We start from the raw sequence: 23,746 nt of genomic DNA, 5'->3' as shown, positions 1-23,746 counted from the left end.
AAAGACAGGAATGCATAGCCGCTTTCATCAGCAGCTCACACATTCCTGTCTTTCTTTTCGGGCAGAAAACGTATCCGATTATCTCTGTCATTTACTCCTCAATCGCCTCATACGTCTCCCCAATCCGCCTCTCATCCCCCACGATATCAAGCGGCTCCATCGGCCTGCGCACATTCCTATACTCCGCCATAGTAAGATCCTGGGCGCAGTTTCCCGGTGTCAGAGCCATGATATACTCTTTCAGCACCTCGTAGAATTCCGGCGTCAAATACCCCTGTTTTACCACGGTAATCCGGTAATCATATGCGCTCAGTCCGTACGAATTCAGCACGGCTTCCGAGGTGATCGGTCCGCGTTCGGCCAGGATCAGCACGGTCACCGCATCTGTTTTCACGACTGCCGCCGTCGCTTTTCCTCCCTGACGGAATACCTCCACCAGCTCGGCGTCCGTAAGCACCGTTCTCACGCTTCCTGCCGGATCGATCGTGCCGCCCAGGCTTATATCAAACCGGTCCCCCTTCTCCTTTGCGGCGCAGAACGCCACAGCGGGGCCGTCGATAAAATGGGCGACAAGAACTCCTTTAATCCCCTGTTTCAGGATCATATCCAGCATATACGCGTTATCCCCCGCCGCGCCAGCCGTCACATTATCCGCCGAATCCGAGAGAAAGGCCGGATAATGGCCGCACCGGTCCAGCGTGAGAAGCGCCTTAAGCGGCTCCATGGCCGTACCCTGGAACTTAAATTCCGCCCTCCGCTCCCAGATTCTCCTTCCCAGTTCCACAGCGGCCTTCACTCCCGGGCGCTTATCCCCCACTCCCGAGATTACGATAGAGGAGCCGCCCTGCGCGCAGTCCACCCATGGCATTCCGGCGAAATAGGAGGAACACCAGACACCCGGAACGCTCTCTAAATCCGCCACCATGGAGATCACTTCTTTTCCGAATCCGGAGTCCGTCATCATATTTTCTCCCGGCATCATGAAGGGCAGACGGACTAACTCCGTCCAGGGTTCTTTTCCTTCCTCGATCGCCTTTATCAGAAGCTTTGCGGCCCGTATGCTGGTCTCCGCAATGTCGATGTGAGGCGCGGTCCGGTATCCGTAGATGATATTCGACAGCCTTGCGAGAGTATAGGTGTTATTGGCATGAAGGTCCAGCGCCAGGGCGATCGGAACCCTGGGTCCCACCCGTTCCCGCAGCATGCTGATCAGAAACGCGTCCCCGCTCCCGATAAACTCTACCTCCAGCGCCCCATGGGACGGGAAAAGGATGCCGCTCAGCGAACCATCCAGCGGAAGCCGCTCCAGGATCTCCCCCACCATCCTGCGATAGTCCTCCAGCTTTAAAATCCCCCCCGGCCAGGCACTGGCACAGAGCCCGGGAATCACCTCATAACCGGCGTCCTCCAGTTCTTTGACGCCTGGCGTCTGAGACGTCAGTTCCTCCCCCTTCAAATACGTCAAAAAATCTTTTTGCTCTGACATGAGCGGAGAAAAGGAGTTGCTCTCCTGATAAATACCTGCCACGAATATTTTCTTTTTCATCTTACTATTATTCCTTTGCAATTTGTTTCATTTCGTTTATAATTAAATATACTTTTACAGGGAGGGACATCATGGGAAACGATAAAGCTTACAACAAGCCTGTCTATAACGAACTGATCCGGGTTTCCAACTTATACTATTCCAACTGCAGCCTGTCCGACCTTCTGGACTATCTCGCAGGTGTCTCGGGATTTACGTTCATTCTGACCGACGCCGGCTTTCATCCGGCAGCCGCCAGACTGGCCTTTTCGAGTCACAGGAACACCTTCGCCGCGTCTGATCACGCGTTCGGAGAGATTCCTCCTCTGCAGATTTCCCTGCTGTCCCCTGCCTGCGAACCGGAATACGATACGGCCGAATTTTCCGTTTCCGGAGAAACGGTTGTATGTAAGGTACTTCCGCTTCCCAACTACAGCTATTACCTCTGCATCGATAAAAAGATCGAACTGACTGACAGCCGCTTTCTGGCCATTGTGGAAAACGCGCTTCCTTTTCTTGCCCTGACATTAGATAAGGAGACCGCATTTACCGCTGCCGGTTTTTCCAATAATTTTTATGCGCCGTTTCTCCAGGTTCTCCACAGCAGCAGCTCCAAGACTCCGGATGAAATCAGGAACATCTGTAATATTTACAATTTCAATCCGGACTTAAAACGGGTCTGCATGACGCTGCAGCTTCAGGATTCGGAGGATAACGAGGATGAGCTTCGTGAGCTCATCTCCAGACTACGCAATTACCTCACTGCCGACAAGTACTTCCTGGTCTATAACCACAATTTCGCCAGCGTCTTTCTCCTCTATCCGTACAAGGACCAGGATCTGGATATCATTACAAAAAGCTATGTGCTGTCCAACAATCTGTACAAGGAACTGGAATCCCGCTTTTCTCTGAGAATCGGGATCAGCAGCGCGCACTTCGGTGCGGAGACCATCGCCCTCTCCTTTGAAGAGAGTTTCAAATCCATCAAGGTTCAGAAGCAGCTGAACTTATTAAACTGCGCCTCCTCCTATTTCGAGCAGAGCATTTACCACATTCTCAACATCCCGGAGCTAAAGGACTTCCGGAAGCTAAGCCGCGATATTATCTCGCCTCTCATCGAGTACGACGCGAACAACGATACCAACTTTTTTGAGACCCTGCAGCAGTATTTTCACAATTCCTTTAACATCCAGAAGACCGCCAGGGCCCTGTATATTCACCGGAATACCCTGACCTACCGGCTCCAGCACATCAAGGAGCTGCTGAAATTCGATTTTGACTTTGAACACAACACAGATGCGCTCTTCACCCTGTATTTGTGCATCTGTGTCTATCAGCTTGGATATCATAAGGATTTTACCTCGTAGACTTCTAGTGCCAAACGGCACTAACCTTTCACGCCGGAACTCATGCTTCCTTCCACGAAGTAGTTCTGTAAAAAGAAGAACAGGATTATCATAGGCAGGATCGCTATGGCGGAAGCCGCCATCAGGAGCGCCCAGTCCACTCCGTATGTATTGGTAAACTGGCTGAGTCCCAGGGAGATCGTCCATTTCGTGGATTTCGTCAAATAGATCAACGGACCCATGAAATCGGTCCATGACCAGACGAATGAGAAGAGTGCGACAGTGACGATGGCCGGTTTCTCCAACGGCAGCGCGATCCTTGCGTAGACCCACAGTTCACTGGCGCCGTCGATTCTGGCCGCCTCCATGAACTCGTCCGGCAGATTCCGGTAAAACTGGCGCATCAGGAAGATAAAGTAGGCCGTACCCAGGAAATCCGGCAGAACCAGCGGAATATACGTATTGATCCAGCCCAGCTTCGAAAACAGGCTGTATAAAGGAATCATGGTGACGGTGAAGGGAAGCATCATGGTGGCAACCACGAGCATGAACACCTTATCCCGTCCAGGCCATTTTAACTTTCCAAAGGCATAGCCGATCATGGGGGCCGACAGCACATTTCCCAGAACCGCCAGCGAAGTGGTTTTCATCGTATTCAGGATATACTTCAGATACGGAATCGCCTCGAAGGCCTCCCTGTAATTGCTGAATTTTGCCGGCTTCGGAATCCATTTGGGCGGATACGAGAAGATCTGGTCGGAACTTTTTAAGGATGTGCTGATCAGCCAGATAAATGGCACCAGGAAAAATAAGCCCGCCAGACAGAGAGGAATATACTTCAGCCCCGATTTGATACGTCTTTTCATTCTCATTCACCTCCGTAGTAGACCCATTTTTTCGATCCCTTGAACAGGAAAAAGGTAATGATGATCATTACCACCAGCATAATGGTCGCCAGCGCACTGGAATATCCGAATTTCAAATACTTAAAGCCTTCGTTGTAAATGTCCACCGCATAGAATAAAAGCGAATTTTTCACACCGCCCAGCGTACCGTTTCCCTTGGGAGCCGAGGCCGCCACGATATAGGACTGTGTAAAGGTATTAAAGCCCATGATTATGCCGTTTACGACCTGGAAGAAGGTCACATTTGAGAGCATCGGCCACGTTATGTAGCGGAACTTGGAGATCGGGCCGCCGCCGTCTAAGTCGATGGCCTCGTAATAATCTCTGGGAATATCACCAATGCCTGCAAGGTACACGATAATGGTATTTCCAATTCCCCACAGGGTCATCAGGATGATGGCCGGTTTGGACCACTCCGCCGAAGACAGCCACAGCGGCTGCGGCAGATGAAAGAACTTCAGAACCGCATTTACCAGGCCGTACTGAGGGTTGAGCATCCACATCCAGACAAGGGAGCTGGCCACCGGCGGCACGAGAGTCGGAAGATAAAAAAGGGTGCGGAAGATTCCTCGCCCTTTTACGTTCATATTGAGCAAAACCGCCGAAAATACCGACAGCGCGATCTGCAGGGTCACTCCAATCACCACAAAATAGAGGGAGTTATAGACCGCCTTGTAAAATAAGTCGTCATGGAATATTTTCTTATAATTTAACAGGCCGACAAACTTCGGAGCCTTCATCAGGTTGTATTCCGTGAAACTGTAATAGACCGTCGAGACAATCGGATAAATATGGAACAGGATCAACCCAATCACCCATGGCAGCAAAAATACCATGGCCAGACGGATCTGAGGTGCCTGCGAATTATATTTTTTCTTTTTCTTCATCTGTTTTTCACCTCTGATAGAAAACAGGGCCGCTTTTCCACGGACAGCAGCCCTGTACTTCTTATTAAAATTTATCTGGCATTTTTCCATTCATCTGCAAGCGGCTGCAGCTGTTCATACATGCTCTCCACCGCTTCTTCCACCGTCTTGTCGCCGGAATAGACAGCCTGCTCCTCAAGCCCCTGAATGTCGGAGTATTCCGCGCTGAAAGGTACCGCCGGGAAGGCCTTCGCTTTGCCTTCCAGCACACTCTCTATAAACGGTTCCAGCTGAGGCGCCTGTTTTACAAGATCTTCTGATTCCAAAGCAGAGTACGCAGTCGGAAGGTTTCCAATCAGGGAACAGAATTTAACGTAAGCGTCACCGGAGGTAAGATAACGGATTACCTGGAAGGCCGCATCAGAATTCTTGCTGGTAGACGGGATAGAAAGGAGGCTTCCCTGCAGTCTTCCGCAGCCTGCGATCTCTGGCTTTGCCTCGGTAACAGGAACCTGCACCGCTCCCCATTCGAAATCATCCGGCGCGTATAAATTGATGAAATTCTCAAACCACTCACCCTCGATGGAGAATACGATCTTCCCCTGGAATAAAGCGTTGTCATTGGAAGCGTAAGCGCCGAAGCCGCTCTTGAACTTGGTTACTTCCGGAATTCCATATTCGGTATAGAACTGCGCCTTATAATTCAGCGCGTTCTTAAATTCGTCACTGGTACATGTCACCTGGTCACTTTCAAAATCATAGAATTCCGCTCCGAACAGATACGGAATCTCAACTCTGTCGATCCACGGATAATCCGGAACGTATCCCAGCCGTGTGTACTCTCCGTTTGCATCCTTTACCGTAACCTGCTTACACATCTCGGCCATCTCTTCCAGTGTCTTCGGCGGCTCCAGCCCCAGTTCGTCGAGAACCCCCTTATTATAGAAAAGCATGTAGGAATCCATGGTATACGGCAGGCCGTACTGTTCTCCGCCATACGTACCGAGGGCGTATACGGAAGGGTAAATGTCATCGACATTCACATTTTCCGAGGTAATATAGCTGTCCAGTGTGCTTAAGAGACCGGCCTGCGCCCATTTGCTGCACGTGGTGTCTGAAGTATGTACAATATCCGGGCCGTCGCCGCTGGGAATAGCAGTCAGCATCTTCTCCTCGGTCTGAGACGCCAGGACCTCAACCTCAATCTCATCCTGGCTGGCGTTGAAATCATCAATTACCGTCTGAAATGCCTCGGCCTCGCTGCCGCTCCACATATGCCACATGCTGACCACCGTCGCAGAACCGGAATCTTTCTTTTTCTCACCGCTGTCTGAAACCGTAGTCTCGCCGCTGACCGCCGCCTGGCTGTTATCCGTCTTTTCCCCCGACGAACCGCAGCCTGCCAGAGACGCAGCCACCATGGCCGCCATTGTAAGAGTTGCCAAACATTTCTTCCTTCTCATAATCATTCCTCCTTGGTTTTTAAAAATAGCGGACCGTCCCCAATCCAACGGTCCGCCTCTTTGCCGACGTTTCACTGAGATCAAGTATATCGGATTTTTTATTTTATGGCTTCGTTACCATGCACATGGTTTTTTTTATATTTAATGCGTTTTGCACAATTAACGCTCTATATTTTAAATATTCTTCAATTAACAGTCAAAATAAGGAAGCAATCTTCTTGATTTTCAATTTTCACTATACTATAATAACTCAAACCTAAAACAGTGATTAATAAGGAGGTTTTCCTAATGGTAATGAAACAACTTCTCGAAGTTTTTGATATTCTTGACGACAGTGCGGCAAGCGGTGAGCGCATGAAAAATTATCTTCTGTCCGTCAATCCACAAGCAGACATTGAGGTCTTTCCTCTCACCGGACCGAAAGGCAGTACGGATGTGATCCGTATTCTCATTCCTGGTAAGAACGGCAGATCAGCCGGAAAAACAGCCCCCACTCTGGGTGTCATCGGCAGACTTGGAGGTCTGGGCGCACGGCCAGTCATGACAGGCTTTGTTTCCGACGGAGATGGTGCGTGCACGGTTCTTACTGTTGCTGCCAAGCTGCTGGATATGCAGAAAAAAGGAGATATCCTGGAAGGCGATGTCATCGTCGCCACCCATATCTGCCCCGACGCTCCCACAGAACAGCACGATCCCGTTCCATTTATGGGTTCTCCAGTACAGATGCATCAAAACAACGAAACGGAAGTTCTTCCCGCTATGGATGCCATCCTGTCTGTTGACACAACAAAGGGAAACCGGATTATCAATCACAGAGGGTTTGCCATCTCAAATACCGTAAAATCCGGTTACATATTGAGTGTATCAGACGATCTTTTAGACATCATGCAGACGACCACCGGACAGCTTCCGCACATATTCCCCCTGGCAACTCAGGATATCACGCCATACGGCAATGATTTATACCATATCAACAGCATCCTTCAGCCGGCCACAGCAACAGATGCTCCCGTAGTCGGAGTCGCCATCACAACGGAAACCATGGTAGCCGGCTGTGCCACCGGCGCCAGTCATCCTGCCGATTTAGAGGAAACAGCCCGATTCGTCCTGGAGACTGCAAAATATTACGGCTGCCGCAAGTGCAGTTTTTACTGCGAAGATCAGTTCCGCCGTCTCACAGAATTATACGGCGATATGAAACACTTACAGACCCTGGGAAACGCTTCCCGCTAGGAAAGGACTGCCTATGACAGAATACAGAAAAGCCCGCCGCGGCGAATTGCCGCAGATTATCGAATTCATCAACATGGTTTTCAGCCTCTCCGGAACACCTCACGATTTTGCCTCCCTGATCCCTAAGTTATATGGAAACGGGAAAACTACCGAACCATACCATTTTCTGGCTCTCGAGGAAGGGAAAATCAAGGCGGTCGTCTGTTCCCTGCCCGTAACGCTCCGTTCTGACAGCCATTCCCTTACATGCGCCACCATTGGCAGCGTGGCGGTCCATCCCGACAGCCGCGGGAAAGGCTACATGAAACACCTGATGAACGACGCCATTTGCGACATGAAAGAAAACCACATGGAGCTCAGCTGTCTCACCGGTTTGAGACAGCGTTACCGCTACTTCGGTTATGAACCGTGCGGCAGTATTATAACTTATAGGTTCAGCCGTGATAATTTCCGTCACTGCAAAAACACTTATCTTCATTACGATTTAAGCCTGCGTGAAATAACCGGAGTGTACGATCAGGCATGGGAGGATATCCACCGCCTGCATAAAACCTTACCATACCGCACGGATCGCTTATCTGCTGATTTCAGAGACATCTCAGGCAGCTGGCATCATAAAACCTATGCGGTTCTTCATGGCGGCGCCTTCGCCGGCTGTTTAACGGCAGAACGAAACACAGTCTCCGAGCTGCTCCTGGACGACGAGTCCATGGTCTTATCCTGCCTGGAGACGTATTTCCAGGAAATTTCAGCCCAAGAACTTTTGCTGGAAGTATATCCCCACGAAACCGGGCGTATGGAGACACTGTCCCCATTTTGTGAGAGATGGCAGATGAGACAGGATGACAATTACCGGATACTGGACTTTGAAACCGTGCTGTCATTCTTTCTGTCTCTGAAAGCGGCTTCGGAACCGCTCATGGATGGGAGTACCCTCCTGTCGGTCAAAAACAACGGCAATTACCAGCTGACTGTGGCCGGCGGAGTTCCCTCCGTCTCCCGCACCAGTGAGAAATCCCCCTGGCCGCTATCCGAGACAGAAGCCATACGCTTCCTGTTCTCTCCTGATTATCAGGAAATCCGGGCCCGGCTGAACAGAGACAGCCGGATCAACTGGTTTCCACTCCCTCTGTCCATGTGTTGTCTGGATAAATGTTAGTAAATTCCCGCTCCCGAATGCTATAGTAAAAGCAGGCGCTATTCAATTTAAGTAAAATTTTTACTGTTTTCGTAGAACAGCGGAAACTCATGGATTTTTTCCTGCCTTTGCGCTATAATTTGGTTATAATACCGGTATTATACCGCCATCGGCAGGAAGGAGGATATGCGATTTCCGCTTTTGCGGTTTTTGTATGCAAACTATGGATGATAACTGTAATTCAGCCCTTGAACATAGCGGTTCCATGACATCAGCGCAGATTAATGAATTGATGCTGGAACTGAAAAAAGCCCAGAAGGAACTGGATATGCTGTCTGAAACTGTGCTTGGAGGAACCGCCCGGCTGTCTGTCGACGACGATTTCCGCATCATCACCGCCACGGACGGCTACTATCGAATGATTGGATATACAGAGGAGGAAAGCCAGTCTCCCCCCTTCTGCGCAAAAGGTATGTATCTGGTGGTGCCTCAGGACCGTCCGATCGTCACAAAGGCGCTTCAAAAGCTTCTTGTAACGAATGAGCCAACCACGGTCACCTATCGGATACAGAAAAAAGATAAGTCGATTGCCTGGAATACGGCCTACTGCGCACGGGTGGATGTGACAGGCGGAGAACGGACGGTTAATGTCTTTTTCATTGATATCACAGATAAACGCCAGACGGAAACTACGCTGGAAAGTCTGATCAATACTATCCCGGGCAGCCTGATCCGCCTGCAGCTGGGTAAAAAGGCTACGATGCTCTATGTAAACAAACAATTCTATCGTCAGACAGGCTATGAGCCTGAGCACCTTTCTACCGGGAACCAGCTTTCTCAATTATTCCGCATCGTTTACCCTGCTGACCGCCAGATGGTGAAAGCACAATTTTTCGACTATGTGAATTCCGGGTCAGACAACTGTGTCATGGAATACAGAATCCGTACCAGACAGGGAGAGGTCAGATGGATGCACGCCAGAGCCTTCCGCTTCCGGTCTGACACAGAGACCGGTCAGATCATTCAGCTTTTTATTTCTGATATCACGGAGGAGAAGCTTCAGAGGGAAGAGACCGCACTCAATGAAGAACGCTACCGTATTATCTCCGAGCAGACTCGGGATACGGTATTTGACTGGGATATTCTTAAAGACAGGATTCATTTTTCCCCTGTCTATGAAAAGATGTTCGGATTTCTTCCGCCGCCTGATATTTCCATAAAAAATCTGACCGAGTACGATATTGTATACGAAGATGACAAGCAAAATGTTGAGGATATGATCTCTGCCATACTGAGCGGCGCTCCCTACGCGGAGACAGAATACAGGGCAAAACGCGCAGACGGCACCTATCTGTGGTGCAGGAACCGGGTAACCACTATCTTTGACAGCAAGAAAAGGCCCATTCACGCCATCGGTCTGCTGAGTGATATCGATGACTACAAACAGAAGACCGCGCTCCTGCAGGAAAAGGCCATGCGCGATTCCCTTACCAGCCTGCTGAACCGGATGGCACTGCAGCGGCAGGTGGAACGCAGGCTTAAAAAGCATCCAGACCGGCTTCACGCATTTCTGTTGTTTGATATCGACCATTTTAAGGAGATCAACGATACTCAGGGACACAGCACAGGAGATACCGTGTTAAAAAATGTCTCCACTCTGCTCTCCCGGCATTTCCGGAACACGGATATCATCGGCCGCATGGGCGGTGACGAATTTGCCGTCTTTTTAACCGACCTCCCCTCCCCTTCCACGGCCCGTCGGAAGGCCAGGGAATTAAAACAAAAGACCGCTCAGTTCTTCGAGTCAGCCCCTCTGTCCAGACCACTTACGATCAGTATCGGAATTTCGCTCTATCCCTATTGCGGAAGGGACTTCCAGACACTGTATCAGAGTGCCGACGAGGCGCTTTATCAGGTTAAGAGAAACGGCGGGAACGGTTACTTTATGAATCCGGCCCAACGTCCCCACCGGGATAGAGGCAGGGAGAAGGGCGACAAAACTGATAACCGCTTTTGAAGGGGCTGTAAAATCACCAATTGAATGATTTTACAGCCCCTTCCGTCTATCTTACCATAATTTCCAATATCTTCGCATCGGTCACAATCATTCCCTGTGATGCAATCTCACAGACGCTCTCAATCGTATTTTCTACGGTGTCCTTTACGATCCCGTCTCCCGGCTGGAATTCCTCCGCCTCCATCGACAGGCAGTGCGCCATAATCGCCGCATCCACGGCAGTTGCAATCTTGGCCGCGCACGATGGCTTGGCACCGTCACAGATCATTCCTGATACGTTGGCTAATGTATTTGTGATTGTAGCACAGATCTGCTCATACGATCCCCCTGAAAGATATGTAATACCGGCGCCTGCGCCGCATGCCGCGCTGACCGCTCCGCAGTATGCCGACAATCTTCCGATTCCGGTCTTCTGGTGAATCGCAATCAGATTGCTGAAGACCAGTGCACGCACAAGCTTTTCATGGCTGACGCCCATCTCTTTTGCGTATTCAATCACCGGGACCGACACGGTAATGCCCTGATTTCCACTTCCCGAATTGATCACAACCGGATAAAGACAGCCGCTCATTCTCGCATCGCTTCCGGCGGCCGCCATGGCGCGTGCTCTGACCTGAATGTCATTGCCATAGTATTTCACAAGATTGGCGCCAACGGAAACGCCGTACTCATTTTTCATGCCCTCCTGCGCAATTCTTTCGTTATATTCAATCTGGCGGTCGATCAGCTCCTGTATATCCTCCATCTGAACTTCATCCGCAAATGCCAGAATATCAAGGACATTCAGGCAGCTCCTGTTCGTCAGGGATTCGTCAAAGCTGCCGGACTGATACGGTTTTTCGTACAAAGCAAGACCGTCTTTCTCGATTCTCACCAGATTGGTATGCTGATGTATCAATTCCACCTTTGCTTCATGGCCATCACGCGTCCCGGTAATTCTCACATGCAGGTTCGCTGGAGAATTCATAACCCTGACTTCACAGAAATCGCGGTCTTCAAGCAGTTTTTTCGTTAATTCAATCGCCGCTTCTGTTACTCCGGTCAATACTTCCAGTTTTAATTCCGGATTACCTCCAGCCGCCCCCAGCACCGCCGCGGCCTCAATCCCTTTTAATCCGCCGGAATTAGGAACTACGGCGCCTTTCACGTTCTTAATAATGTTTCCGCTGCTCTCCACCACCAGATGATCCGGCATACCGCCAAGGCATCCGGCCGTCAAAGCTGCCGCATAGGCGATACAGGTCGGTTCCGTGCAGCCAAGGGCCGGAACCAGTTCCTCCTCCAGCACGGCAATATACTGCTTGTAAAAATTCTTGTCTGTCTTCATACTTCTCCATCTCATTTTTATCCGGATAGGCTTATTTCTACGGCCCGAGAATCTCATTCCACAGGCATTCAATATCTTTTACCAATAGTTTCTCCGCCAGTTTTCCATCCTGATGACGGATAGCTTCCATAATTTGTACGTGGCCATTGGCATCTGTCGGATTACCTGTCTCCCAGGACTTATTAAAGTACTGACTTGCCCCTCTGGAACAGAATTTTAACGCATCATTTAACGATTTATACATAAACTGGTTGGAACAACACTCACACAGCATCAGATGGAACTCCATATTCGTTGACCAATGGGTCGTAATATCACGCTTCTGCGCCAAAGCTCCCGCATGCTTTGCATGAGCATTTAACTTATCAATCTGTTCCCTTGTAATGATCTTCATCGTCTTTCTAAGCGCACCTGTCTCCAGGACGATTCTGTATTCGATTATTGCATTGATCTCAGAAGGTGTAATTACAGGAAGCTGATATCCGTATCTTGGAATATTCTTTAAAATCCCCTCACCGCATAACTGAACCAAAGCCTCTCTCACCGGTGTCTTGCTGACACCATACTTTTCTACTAACGTCCTCTCATTCAAAATTGAATTAGCCGGGTACACTCCCTGAATAATATCATTCAGGATTCCCTCATAAACAAGTTCTTTGATTGACTGATTTTTTGCTCCATCCATACCCTTGTTTCCTCTCTGTTGTCCTTTTCCTGCAGGCAGTCCTGCCTCTCGGAATTTCTGTACTAAATATACCACAATAGCAGGAATAATAACAAGTTTATATAATGGCAAATTCCTTTGAGGCCTTCGTGAAATTTTCAAAACCAGTCTCTGTTATAACTCCCATATCTTCAATTCTAATTCCAAAATCATGTTCCAGATAGATCCCCGGCTCCACGGTCATCACCACATTCGGACAGATCATCTCCTGACAGATTTCATTAAATCTTGGGTTTTCATGGCCCTCCAGGCCTATGCTGTGACCTAATCCGTGTTCAAAGCAGCCCTGATATCCGTTTTCGTTAATATAATCTCTGGCTATGCGGTCAATATCGCAGCCTCTGACTCCCGGACGGATACTGATCAATGCTTTCTCCTGGGCCCTTCGCACAATTTCATAGACTTCTTTTTGACGGTCCGTAGCGCTCTCTACCGCAAATGTCCTGGTACAATCAGAATGATAGCCTCCGATTACCGCCCCAAAATCGATCATGATCAAATCACCGGATTCCACCACCTTATCGCCGGTCCCGCCATGCGGCAGTGAGGTTTTGCTTCCGGAAGATGATATATAGCCGATATCGAAATTTTCCGATCCCTGCCGGATCATGAAGCTTCCCAGTTCAATCCGTATTTCAGACTCTTTCATGCCCTTTTTTACGCGTGTTAAAATATACTCATATGCACGGTCGGTGATTTCCTGAGCCGTCCTCAGACAGGATAATTCGTATTCATCTTTTCGTTTCCGATTTTCCTTAATAATGGAATCCATGCAGTACGTATCGTCGAGGCAAATCCCCTTCAAAACCTCTTTTAAATACAGATACCTTTGATGGGATATATTTTTTTCGCAGCAGACAGAGGACAGCTTCCGGTCTTTTATGATCTGTCTCATATCTTCTTCGATATTTTTACACAGCCGTACCTCGCAGTCCCGGACTGATAATAACGCCATCTCATAATAGCGGAAATCCACCAACAGTACTGCTTCCTCCTGAGTGATCAGCATACTGCCTTCCCAAATATCTGTATAAACCAGATACTCCCGGTTTCTCCGGTTCTCGATCAGAGCGGCCTCTATCCCTTTTTCTCTCATCTGTTTCTGAAGCACTTCAATTCGATTTATTTTTCCCATAGCTTTTTCTCCATTTTTATCTGACAGTCCGTTCTCCGGCTTTCTGCTACCCCTTTACAGCTCCTGCAAAACTGCCACCCTTTTGGAATCGTTCCAGAATAATGTATAAAATTATGATAGGAATAATGATGAGCGTCGTTCCAGCCAGGATTACCGGCCACGGGGTGGATAGCCCTTCACTGATCGGAAGCAGCGATATCGTAACAATCAATGTGTATTTGGCCTGTTTCCGCAGATAGAGCAGCGGCCAGAAGAAATCGTTCCATCTGGAAATTAATGTGACCGCTCCCCACGAAGCCAGCGCCGGTTTAATGATGGGTACCACCACCTTCATAAAGATCCCAAAATCATTACAGCCATCAATCTTGGCCGCCTCTACCAGTTCGTCCGGCACATCTGAGATATACTGATTCATATAAAAGATTCCGATTGCGGTGGCTATTCTTGGCACAATCAGGGACCATAAGCTGTTTACCAGATTTAATTTTCTCATTATAATAAACAGGGGAACCGCGCCGACTTCCACCGGAACCAGCATTGTCGCAATAATAAAATAGAATAAGAATTTTCTTCCTGGAAAACGATACTTCGAAAATGCAAAACCGGCCAGGGCACAGAAAAACAGTGAGGTTAAGGTTCCTGCCACCGTAGTGAACACACTGTTAAACGTATTCTGAGCGATCGGGATCAGCTCAAACAGCCTTTTAAAGTTGGACAAGGTCGGATGCTCGATCCACAGAGAATGAAATCCTGTCATGCTTTCCGATGTGCTCTTAAATGAGATCAGACACATCCATAAGATCGGAAACAGGCAGAAAGCTGTGATAACGATCAAAATCGCGTGAACCATGAAGGACTGCCATTTTTTCTTACCTGTATTTTTCATGATACGGTCTCTCTGCCTCCTTTTCTGACGATGAACTGCACCAGTGAAATGATGGTCAGCAATACAATCAATATAACACCGATTGCCGACGCATAGCCCATGTTAAATACATTAAATCCCGATTCATACATGTACTGGAACAGCGATGTATTGGACGTTCCCGGACCTGGAAGAATATAAGGTTCATTAAATATTTTCCACATGTCTACGGTCAGCGTAATGGAACAGAACAACAGGATATTGCTTATGGAAGGCAGCGTAATATAGACAAATTTCTGATAGGTATTGGCCCCGTCCACAGTGGCAGCTTCATAGTAATCCGGCGATATATTCAGCAGACCCGATAATACAATCATGGTATACCATGGGGTATTTCTCCAGACAATCAGGAGGATTACCGGTATTTTCGAATACGTTGTACTGGCCAGCCAGGGAATTTTCTTTCCCAATACCTCGTTGACTAAACCGACATTCTCATCGAACAGCATTCTGAAGATTAACCCCATCGCTACGGCTGCGCAGATATTAGGCAGGAAAGTGGCCGTCTTAAAGAACGCCTTTCCCTTTAGCAGCTGACTGTTCAGCAGGGAGGCTATCAGAATCGCAAGAAATAAGATAAGCACAAGTCCGGTGAGCCAATACACTACCGTATTCCATAGAGCTTCCCAGAACATGCCGTCGATCAGCATCTTTCTGAAATTATCCAGCCCCACAAATTCCGGTACTCCGATTCCTCTCCATTTCGTAAGGCTTATGTAAAAAGTCCATACCGTGGGAATTAACTGAAATATTAAAAACAGAATAAAAAATGGGAGTATAAACAAATAAGGTGCTTTATATTTTTTTATTGTCTTAATCATCTTCTCACCTATAAAGATATGACAGCAGAAATAGCCGTCTGCCGTCATATCTCCCTCTGCTGCAATAGAAGTTATTTTACAATCTCAGCTTTTCCAATCTTAGCCTTCAGATTTTTATCCATATTGGCAATTGCCTCTTCCATCGTCTGGTCTCCAGCTACATATTTTTCAATTTCGGCGGAAATGATCTCGTCTCCCTCCGCATCCTGCGGCGTAACAACCATATTATCTGCACCATTTTTAAGAGTCAGTGCCTCCCATTCACGGAAAGACTGTCCTCCATAATAATCAGAAGGTTCCTTCCAGAAATCGTCCTCTAAAAGTTCTAAGGAGATCGGGTTCGTATACGGCGCATTCTGCTCTTCCATCGATTTTACCCATGCTTCCTTCGATTCCTTATCAAAAGTGAAATCTTTCCACATCTGTTCTACCAGTTCCTTATAAACGCCGTCTTTTCCCTTTTCAAGCACGCATAAATAACTGGAAACAGGGGCGCCTGCCCTGCCTGCACTGTCAAATACCGGTGCCGACATAATTCTCCACTGTCCTGCTACGGCCTGACAGTTCTGCCTCATAAACTCGTCCCAGTAGGCGCCAATATCAAAGGTAGCAATCTTCTGGCTGTTGACCGCATCGTACAACGCGGGATCATACATCTCCACACGCATCAGGAGGCCCTCCGAATACATGGTATCTAATGCCCCCAGAGCTGTCTTTGTCCCTTCATCGCTGCCTATAATGACATTTCCGTCATCATCCCAGACCTTCGCATTCGCCTGCGGCATGAGTCCGCGCCTTCCCCAGCACTTCCAGGTCATATTATTAGAGCCTATCCAGGATAAGTAAACCTCACCGCTGCTTTTTTCTTTCAGCTGTCTCCCCGCCTCAATATAGCCATCCATCGTAGACATCTGTTCCGGATCTACGCCGTACTTGTCGAAAATCTCTTTGTTATACATCAGCAGCTGCGGCCTCACGGAATCCGGGAGTCCGTACATCCTGCCGCTTACCATGCCGTCTGTAACAGCGCCGTCAACCATTTTCTCTACGAACGGCTCCAGGAAATCGGTCTCATCAACCAGTAATCCGGCCTGCACCAAATCCATCAGATTCAGCCTGTCTAAGAATACTGCATCAGGCAGGTCCTCCACCGCCCCCGCCAGGGAAGTCATCGTAATTTTTTCTCTGGCATCCGCGTTGCTCTCCACCTGCACGAACTCTACAGAAACTTCCGGTGCAATATCCCTGTGATTATCGAGCCACGTCTCAAAATACTGCTGCCTGTACTGAGGATTGCCGTTCATGTAAAAGGTTACAGTTCCTTTCGGAAATACTGTAGCTTCTGCTGTCTTCTCTGTCTCCTCCTTCTCTGCCGTTTTGCTCTCAGCTGCCTTCGTATCCTGGACCGCTGCCGTAGTCGGCTGACTGCTTTCTTTTGCTCCGCATCCCGCCAGTAATGATGCTGCCATGGAAACCATTAATAAAGTTGCTGCGCCTCTTCTTCTCATAACATTCTTCTCCTTTTAAATGCTTCTTACTGCGTCTACAATTATCTTAATCCTTTCATATGGAATCTCTGTTGGAAGGGTACAGTCAGCCCCCATGATGAAACCCTTTTTTCCAAAATCCATAACAACTTTTTTTGCTGCCTCTGCGAGCTGCTCTCCGGTACCATCTACCATGACACCACTTCGATTCGCCAGTCCCCCCATGACAGCGGCGTTCGGAAATAACTGTCTCCCCTCTTCAAGAGAAAATCCCGTTTCATAAACTCCCCAGTTCACGACATCGGCTAAATCGCCATACGTCGCATACCGGTTCATATTCAGATTGTTTTTACACATATGCAGAAATGTGTACCCATCCGCTTCTTTCACTGCACGTAAAATCTGCTTGTCATACGGTTCTATACACTCTGCAAACTCGCCGTCCGTAAAGTAATGCTTCTCTCCGCCTAAAGCCGCATAATAGACACCGTCAAGTCCCATCTCGATGTACTTCTGGGACAACTGGCACATGCCGTCGGTTATTCGCTTAAATGCCTCGATTACTGGTTTCTTATTTTCCCTGATGTGAGTGCAGAACAGTTCTCTGACAGCCTCGTATCCGTATCTCGCTTCAATTGGGTGGATTGCCGAAGCGCAGATCCCGTGAATGGTGCCTAATTTGAAAGCACTGGGATCACACTTTTGAAGAATCTCATCTGCCAGGCGAATCTGATCCTGCATAAAGGTGTCTTTTAAGGAATACGACGGAATCTTATTCCAGTCCTCCGGAACCCGTATCTCTCCGATATCCGGAACGAGATTCTCGTTCATAATCTTCAGAATATCCGTATCAGTCCTTTCAAAAAACTCCAGATGTGACTTTACAGCCTCCTTTCCAAATGCGCGTTCTGCAGGAAAATGCAGAGAAAAGCCAGTCGGAACATAATCGGCCTCACCCCCCTGAATTGCAGTGATTACCCGCTCCCTCTTTGTCATTACCTACCTCCATACTCTTTTTAATATTATTTCTATTACTATCACTGATAATACCACAGGACTTATCAACAGTCAATACATTTTTAGCTAATTTGTATATAATTCATCATTTTACTTTTCCTTTTTATTCATTTATTACATATCAAGCAGAAAGGTCCTGCTTTTCAACGCAAAATAAAACAGAGTGAACATACCAGGGCAGCCTTGCCCTCCCAGTATGTTCACTCTGTTTTTGCTGCTATATTTCAAACACAATCCGATACGTCCCGGACCCGGCTTCCGCCTCCATAAATCCATCCCCAGGCCTAAAGCACAATCCGTCGTCTTCCACCACGCGCTGTGCACGGTCAAGACGTATGGCCGCTCCGGTGTTGGCCGGGATATCTGCCAATAAGGAGATCCTGTTTCCCTCCATCTCCCAGCGCACGCGGATCGTGCCGTAGATGGTCTCATGCCTGGCATCGGTATAGCTTAAGCCTCCGCCCATGCGCGGCCAGATCACCGCATGTTTAAAGCCCGCCCCTGTGAAAGCGGCCTCATCTGTCTCTATTCCAGCCATAACGCGGTACATCCACTCGCCGATGGCTCCGTAAGCATAGTGATTAAAGGAATTCATTCCCGGGCTCCACATGGTTCCGTCCGGCTTGATCCCATCCCAGTGCTCCCAGATGGTGGTCGCCCCCATCTTCACCTGATACAGCCACGAAGGGTAATCTTCCTTTAAGAGCAGGTCGTAAGCCTCCTTTAAGCATCCATTCCGGCTTAAGGCGTGGCAGAAATACGGCGTTCCGATAAAACCGGTTACGAGATGGCCGTCTTCTTTATCCAAAAGGCGTTTTAACCCGTTTACGGTCTGTTCGGTCCTGCCTTCCGGCACCAGTCCGAAGTAAAGTGCCACGATATGGGCGGTCTGCGTCTGAGCCTTTAAGCTGCCGTTCCCGTCAAAAAAGGTATCCTGGAACTTCTTCACGATATGCCCATATAATTCCTCATACTCCGCCGCTTCATCCTTCTTCAGAATTCCGGCGATTCTGGCAAATAATCCTGTGGAATAGGCGAAATAGGCCGTGGAGGTCAGGTCCGTAGGCGTAGCCCCGAAGAAGCTTCCCTCCTCGGCATCCAGCGCCACCCAGTCGCCCAGCTGAAGCTTGTAATTCCAGATGTAATCCTCGGAGTGTTCCCTCATGAATTCGATCCATTTCCTCATACTGTCGTACTGCCGCTCCAGGATCGCCGTATCTCCGTACATCAGATACATGGTCCATGGAACGATGACGGCCGCGTCCGCCCATGCGGAAGCGGAGTGAGGTCCCTGCTTCAAAAGCCAGTTGCCTTCCGCGTGCTCCTCCTCGATGTTGGGAACCACATGGGGAACTCCGCCTTCCGGCGTCTGATCCGCTTTTAAATCCCAAAGCCATTTCTTATAAAAGGTATAGGTATTCATCAGATAACACGCCGTGCGGCAGAAAATCTGAGCGTCTCCCGTCCACCCCAGCCGCTCGTCGCGCTGCGGGCAGTCCGTCGGCACATCTAGGAAATTGCCCTTCAGACCCCAGAGATAGTTGTGATGAAGCTGGTTTAACAGCGGATTGGAGCAGGTGATCTCTCCAGCCGGCTCCATCTCGGAGTGAAGCGTCTCTGCCGTAAATGCTTTCGCCTCCGGCGTTCCCGGATACGAGACCACCAGGGCGTACCGAAATCCCATATAGGTAAAATGCGGGTGGTACGTAATCTCGCCGTCCCTCCCAAAGATATACTTCATGGTGGTTCTGGCCTTCCGCAGGTTATCCAGATAGACATTGCCTTCTGTGTCCAGAATCTCGAAGCAGCGCAGCTCTATGACATCGCCCTTCTTCCCGCTTGCCGTCACGCGGATTCTTCCGGCCATATTCTGTCCAAAATCGATGACGGTCTCCCCTTTGGGTGTGACGAACACTTCTTTCGCAGGAATCCGGTCAATCACCCGGACTCTTGCGCCGCCCTGCGCGTGCAGGACCGAGGTGTCAAACGGGACAGTTTCCACGGCATGCCAGCCGCCGGAGGTATGATCTGCGGCAGTCCTGTCAGCCCCGCACCAACCCGGAAGCTCCAGAGAGGCGTCATACGTTTCCCCGTGGTATATTTCAGAAAATACCACCGGGGCATCCGCCCCCTCCCAACTGTCTCCGGTACAGACGGTCTCTTCCCGTCCGTCTTCATATCTCAAAACCAGCTGCATGGCAAATGCGGTCTGGTCTCCATAGTTATTGCGTGATTTCGTGAGGCCCATAACGCCTTTGTACCATCCCGCCCCCACCATGGCGCCTGCGGTGTTGACGCCTTCTCTTAAGCATCTGGTGACATCGTACGTCTGGTACAGCAGGTGGCGGCGGTAGGATGTCCATCCGGGCGTCATCTCATCCTCTCCCACCTTTTCTCCATTCAGATAGAAATGGTACAGACCCAGCGCCGTGGTAAACGCATACGCCTCTTTTAAACCGCTGCCGACAGAAAAGCTTCCTCTCACCAGGGTTCCCTTCGACTCTTCCCGGCAGGCGGGCACGGATTCGGCCGATACGAAGGGCGCCTTCCACTCCCCGCTGCTTAACAGGGCTGTCACAAAGCTTCCCTCACACCAGGCGCTCTCCTCACATTCCGCCAAAGCGGCGGGGAGGACATCTCCTGCTCCTGCCCATACCCGGACACGGACACCATACTTCACAGCGGATTTCAGTTCCACGTGAGGCGGGCGGATGTGGGCGGATTCACGGCTCTCTGTCACTCCGCTGTCGTAGACAGGTGTATCAAAGTCACTGTTTTCTGCAATCTGCAGCTGGTAAGCCGTCTGCACGACACCGCGTTTATCCGACTTCAGCTCCCAGTTAAACTGGGGCATCTCTTCGACACCGGCCGGGTCTTTTTCGTAATCCATTAAGATTCTTACGATCTCTAACATGATGATTCTCCTTTGCTTCCTTAGACACGCTATGATCTTCTTAGGGCTTCAGCACCATTTCCACGGCCGCCTTCCATCCCTTCAGCTTTTCGTTCCGCTCCGCGGGATTCATTGCAGGCGCGTACAGGATGCTTGGAAGCCTTCCATACAGGGATTCATCGTAAATCCCGGCGCCAAGGCCGGCCGCATAGGCCGCTCCAAGGCCGGAAAGCTCCTCCACCCCAGGCACTTTGATTCTGCTATCCAGTATATCACTCTGGAACTGCATCAGGAAGCTGTTTTTTGTTGGACCTCCATCGACCCGAAGCTCCACCTCATCGATTCCGGCCGCTTCCTTCATCAGCGCCACAATGTCCGCGATCTGGTAAGCAATGCTGCATAAACCGGCCTTCACCATTTCGGCGCGTCCGGTGGTCCTGGTCATGCCGACAAAGGCCGCAGACACGTCGCTGCGCCAGTACGGTGCCCCAAGACCGGAGAACGCCGGAACGAGGTACGTGCGGTCTGCCGGATTGGCCGTTTCGGCCAGTTCCTCCGATTCCGCCGCATTCTGCAGAAGGCCCACCTGATCTTTCATCCAGGTGATGACGGCGCCCGTATAGTTAATATTGCCTTCCAGCACGTACTGGACACGGCCGCCCGTCTTCCAGGCCAGGGAGGTGACAATTCCCAGATCTGAGAAGATCGGCTGCTCTCCGATGTTCATCATGATGGAGGAACCAGTGCCGTACGTGGTTTTCATCATGCCGCGGGTGAGACAGCCCTGGCCGAACAGCGCGCCGTGGGAATCGCCCATCACGCCGTGGATCGGCACCTCGGCAGGCAGGATTCCCTCAAAATCGGTCATTCCGAAATATCCATCGGAATCGGTCACTTCCGGCAGGCAGGCGATAGGAATTCCAAATATCCCGCACAGCGTCTCATCCCATTTTAAATCACGGATATTGAAGAGCTGGGTTCTGGAAGCGTTGGAATAGTCGGTGCGGAATTCCTTCCCTTTTGTCAGACGGTATACCAGGTAGCTGTCCATGGTGCCGCAGCAAAGCTCCCCGCGGGCGGCCAGACCGGCAGCCCCTTCCACGTGTTCCATAATCCAGGCCAGTTTTGCCGCGGAGAAGTACGGGGAGAGCTTAAGGCCGGTTCTCTGTCTCACGTCTTCGGCCGTACTAAGATCGGCTTTTTGCCTCACAGCCCCTGCCGCACTAAGATCGTCTCTTTCCCTTGGATCCCCGGCTGTGCCAGGGCACGCTTCCAATCGGCTTCCCTCAATCCGCCTGCATATCTCCTCTCCCCTGGCGCATTGCCAGACAATAGCGTTATAGACGGGTTTCCCGGTATTCCGGTTCCACGCCATGGCAGTTTCCCTCTGATTGCTGATTCCCACGCAGGCCACGGCTTCGCGGTCCACGCCGCTCTTCTTCAGCAGTTCTTCCACCACCAGAAGCGTATTCCGGTAGATTTCTTCCGGATCGTGTTCCACCCAGCCGCGTTCATCGACCAGCTGAGCGTGGCTCCTGTCCGTCCGGTGAAGCAGGTTTCCTTTTTCATCGAACAGTATCGCCTTCGTTCCCTGGGTGCTCTGGTCTATTCCTATGATAAATTTCTGTTTCATAAACTGCACATGGAGACTCTTGCCTTTAGACATGAGAGGAATTGTGCCCCTCCTGACTCTTTCGCAAGCTCCTTCTCCTTTTTAATTTTAGTTTTTCAAACATTTGTTTGCTTTTTACTTCCAATTATAGTAAAATGTACTCAGTTCATAATCTATTATGAGGTATAAAATCTATGAAATCTATTACCATTACTGCTAAAGTCAAACTCTACCCTACATCAGAACAGATGATTATTTTGAATAAGACACTATCCGTTATCCGGGATGTGCTGAACTTTGTCTCCGCATTCGTTTTTGGACAGGAAGGCATCCGCTATCTCGAATTAGAGCATGCATTATACTACCCGGTCAGGCAGCAGTTTGGACTCCGCTCTCAGATGACACAGAGTGTATTTAAGACCGTCCTTGCAAAATATAAATCCATGAAAAGTAATGGACACCCCTTTTCGAAAGTATCTTTTCGAAACTTCGAGTATGATCTGGTCTGGAACCGGGATTACTCCATATCAGGTCAGTCCGTTAGTTTAAATACCCTTTCCGGCAGGTTACATATCCCATTTGAATTAAAAGGGATGGAACACTGGTTTCTTGCCGGAGGACGCTTTGGCACTGCTAAACTGATCCGTAAAAACAGGAAATATTATCTGCATATACCGGTTACTCTGGAAGCAGGGAACAGGAATATCTTAAACCATATTGTTGGGATTGATCTGGGTGTGAACCATTTGGCAGTTTCCTTTGATGATGAAGGGAACACCAGGTTCTTTTCCGGCCGCGCGGTCAAGGAAAAGCGCGCGAAAGCCCTTGCCCTGCGGAAGCGCCTGCAGGCATGTGGAACAAAATCAGCAAAGCGTAAGCTGAAAAAGCTCCGTGAGAAAGAAAACCGTTACGTAACCGCGGTAAATCACGCGGTTACGAAGGCACTTATCTCACAGTATGGGGCCGGAACGCTTTTTATTATAGAGGATTTAACCGGGATACGCACTGCCACGGAACACGTCCGTTTAAAATCCCGGTACGTAATGGTCTCCTGGGCATTCTATCAGTTCCGGGAGATGCTGGAATACAAAGCTGCGCTGTCGCAGTCAGAAGTCCTTGCGGCAGACCCGAAGTACACCAGCCAGAGTTGTCCGGTCTGTGGTAATACGACAAAGGCTAACCGTAACAGAAAGAGGCATGAATTCTGCTGTACTGTATGCGGTTACCGAAGTAATGATGACCGTACCGGAGCCATAAACATCTACCGTAAAGGATGGAATACTCTGTTCGCAGAGGCCTGTCAGGCATAACC

18 protein-coding genes are annotated in these 23,746 nt (G+C 49.5%); 5 read left to right on the top strand and 13 right to left on the bottom strand.

Translation table 11 applies throughout. The features are described from left to right. Positions 1–91: 91 nt before the first annotated feature. Entirely contained in the window at positions 92–1,546 is a 1,455-nt protein-coding gene (locus DFR60_RS23930) for a M81 family metallopeptidase (protein ID WP_110325141.1), read from the bottom strand. A gap of 71 nt (positions 1,547–1,617) precedes the next feature. Between DFR60_RS23930 and DFR60_RS23925 the strand changes: the two genes are divergently transcribed. Then, complete coding sequence (locus DFR60_RS23925; RefSeq protein WP_110325140.1) at positions 1,618–2,892, top strand: PucR family transcriptional regulator; 1,275 nt, start codon at positions 1,618–1,620, stop codon at positions 2,890–2,892. Between the two features lie 20 nt (positions 2,893–2,912). Here the strand turns inward: DFR60_RS23925 and DFR60_RS23920 are convergent, their stop codons facing one another. The 3 genes from DFR60_RS23920 to DFR60_RS23910 all read right to left on the bottom strand — a co-directional run bounded on the left by DFR60_RS23920 (position 2,913) and on the right by DFR60_RS23910 (position 6,105). Beyond that, entirely contained in the window at positions 2,913–3,737 is an 825-nt protein-coding gene (locus DFR60_RS23920) for a carbohydrate ABC transporter permease (RefSeq protein ID WP_110325139.1), read from the bottom strand. A gap of 2 nt (positions 3,738–3,739) precedes the next feature. Beyond that, positions 3,740–4,663, bottom strand: a complete 924-nt coding sequence (locus DFR60_RS23915) for a carbohydrate ABC transporter permease (RefSeq protein WP_002601230.1) — start codon at positions 4,661–4,663, stop codon at positions 3,740–3,742. 71 nt (positions 4,664–4,734) lie between these two features. Beyond that, complete coding sequence (locus DFR60_RS23910; RefSeq protein WP_167437710.1) at positions 4,735–6,105, bottom strand: ABC transporter substrate-binding protein; 1,371 nt, start codon at positions 6,103–6,105, stop codon at positions 4,735–4,737. 288 nt (positions 6,106–6,393) lie between these two features. On the opposite strand from DFR60_RS23910, the gene DFR60_RS23905 reads away from it, so the two are divergent. The 3 genes from DFR60_RS23905 (at position 6,394) to DFR60_RS23895 (ending at position 10,493) form a co-directional block, all read left to right on the top strand. Further along, positions 6,394–7,338 carry a DUF1177 domain-containing protein gene (locus DFR60_RS23905; RefSeq protein ID WP_110325136.1) on the top strand — a complete coding sequence of 315 codons (945 nt, stop codon included), beginning with the start codon at positions 6,394–6,396 and terminating at the stop codon, positions 7,336–7,338. Positions 7,339–7,351: 13 nt separating this feature from the next. Then, positions 7,352–8,497: a GNAT family N-acetyltransferase gene (locus DFR60_RS23900; protein WP_110325135.1), complete on the top strand. Its 1,146-nt coding sequence runs from the start codon at positions 7,352–7,354 to the stop codon at positions 8,495–8,497. 193 nt (positions 8,498–8,690) lie between these two features. Then, positions 8,691–10,493 (top strand): sensor domain-containing diguanylate cyclase, encoded by a 1,803-nt coding sequence (locus tag DFR60_RS23895; protein WP_110325134.1) that lies wholly within the window; start codon positions 8,691–8,693, stop codon positions 10,491–10,493. 46 nt (positions 10,494–10,539) lie between these two features. Here DFR60_RS23895 and DFR60_RS23890 read toward each other — a convergent pair whose 3' ends face one another. The 9 genes from DFR60_RS23890 to DFR60_RS23850 all read right to left on the bottom strand — a co-directional run bounded on the left by DFR60_RS23890 (position 10,540) and on the right by DFR60_RS23850 (position 22,455). Next, complete coding sequence (locus DFR60_RS23890) at positions 10,540–11,820, bottom strand: L-cysteine desulfidase family protein (RefSeq protein WP_110325133.1); 1,281 nt, start codon at positions 11,818–11,820, stop codon at positions 10,540–10,542. A gap of 37 nt (positions 11,821–11,857) precedes the next feature. Next, a complete protein-coding gene (locus DFR60_RS23885) occupies positions 11,858–12,505 on the bottom strand; it encodes a GntR family transcriptional regulator (protein ID WP_110325132.1) in 648 nt (215 codons plus the stop codon). Positions 12,506–12,602: 97 nt separating this feature from the next. Further along, a complete protein-coding gene (locus tag DFR60_RS23880) occupies positions 12,603–13,679 on the bottom strand; it encodes a M24 family metallopeptidase (protein ID WP_110325131.1) in 1,077 nt (358 codons plus the stop codon). Between the two features lie 46 nt (positions 13,680–13,725). Beyond that, positions 13,726–14,565, bottom strand: coding sequence for a carbohydrate ABC transporter permease (locus DFR60_RS23875; RefSeq protein ID WP_110325130.1), 840 nt, complete (start codon positions 14,563–14,565; stop codon positions 13,726–13,728). Next, positions 14,562–15,425, bottom strand: a complete 864-nt coding sequence (locus DFR60_RS23870; RefSeq protein WP_110325198.1) for a carbohydrate ABC transporter permease — start codon at positions 15,423–15,425, stop codon at positions 14,562–14,564. The genes DFR60_RS23875 and DFR60_RS23870 overlap by 4 nt, the downstream gene beginning before the upstream one ends. 71 nt (positions 15,426–15,496) lie before the next feature. Beyond that, entirely contained in the window at positions 15,497–16,933 is a 1,437-nt protein-coding gene (locus tag DFR60_RS23865; protein WP_002601240.1) for an ABC transporter substrate-binding protein, read from the bottom strand. A 15-nt stretch (positions 16,934–16,948) separates the two neighbouring features. Further along, positions 16,949–17,908 (bottom strand): uroporphyrinogen decarboxylase family protein, encoded by a 960-nt coding sequence (locus DFR60_RS23860; protein WP_110325129.1) that lies wholly within the window; start codon positions 17,906–17,908, stop codon positions 16,949–16,951. A gap of 238 nt (positions 17,909–18,146) precedes the next feature. Further along, complete coding sequence (locus DFR60_RS23855; protein ID WP_110325128.1) at positions 18,147–20,843, bottom strand: alpha-L-rhamnosidase; 2,697 nt, start codon at positions 20,841–20,843, stop codon at positions 18,147–18,149. A gap of 40 nt (positions 20,844–20,883) precedes the next feature. Beyond that, on the bottom strand, positions 20,884–22,455 hold the full coding sequence (locus tag DFR60_RS23850) for an FGGY-family carbohydrate kinase (protein WP_110325197.1): 1,572 nt from the start codon (positions 22,453–22,455) through the stop codon (positions 20,884–20,886). 173 nt (positions 22,456–22,628) lie between these two features. Here DFR60_RS23850 and DFR60_RS23845 point away from each other — a divergent pair, with 173 nt between their 5' ends. Further along, positions 22,629–23,744, top strand: coding sequence for an RNA-guided endonuclease InsQ/TnpB family protein (locus tag DFR60_RS23845; RefSeq protein WP_110325127.1), 1,116 nt, complete (start codon positions 22,629–22,631; stop codon positions 23,742–23,744). The last annotated feature ends 2 nt before the right edge of the window (positions 23,745–23,746 follow it).

Origin of the sequence: Hungatella effluvii (assembly GCF_003201875.1) — a bacterium.
GTDB classification, from domain to species: Bacteria; Bacillota; Clostridia; order Lachnospirales; family Lachnospiraceae; genus Hungatella; species Hungatella effluvii.
Note: the sequence above shows the minus strand (reverse complement) of the source record. Positions and strands in the feature narration are given on the sequence as shown.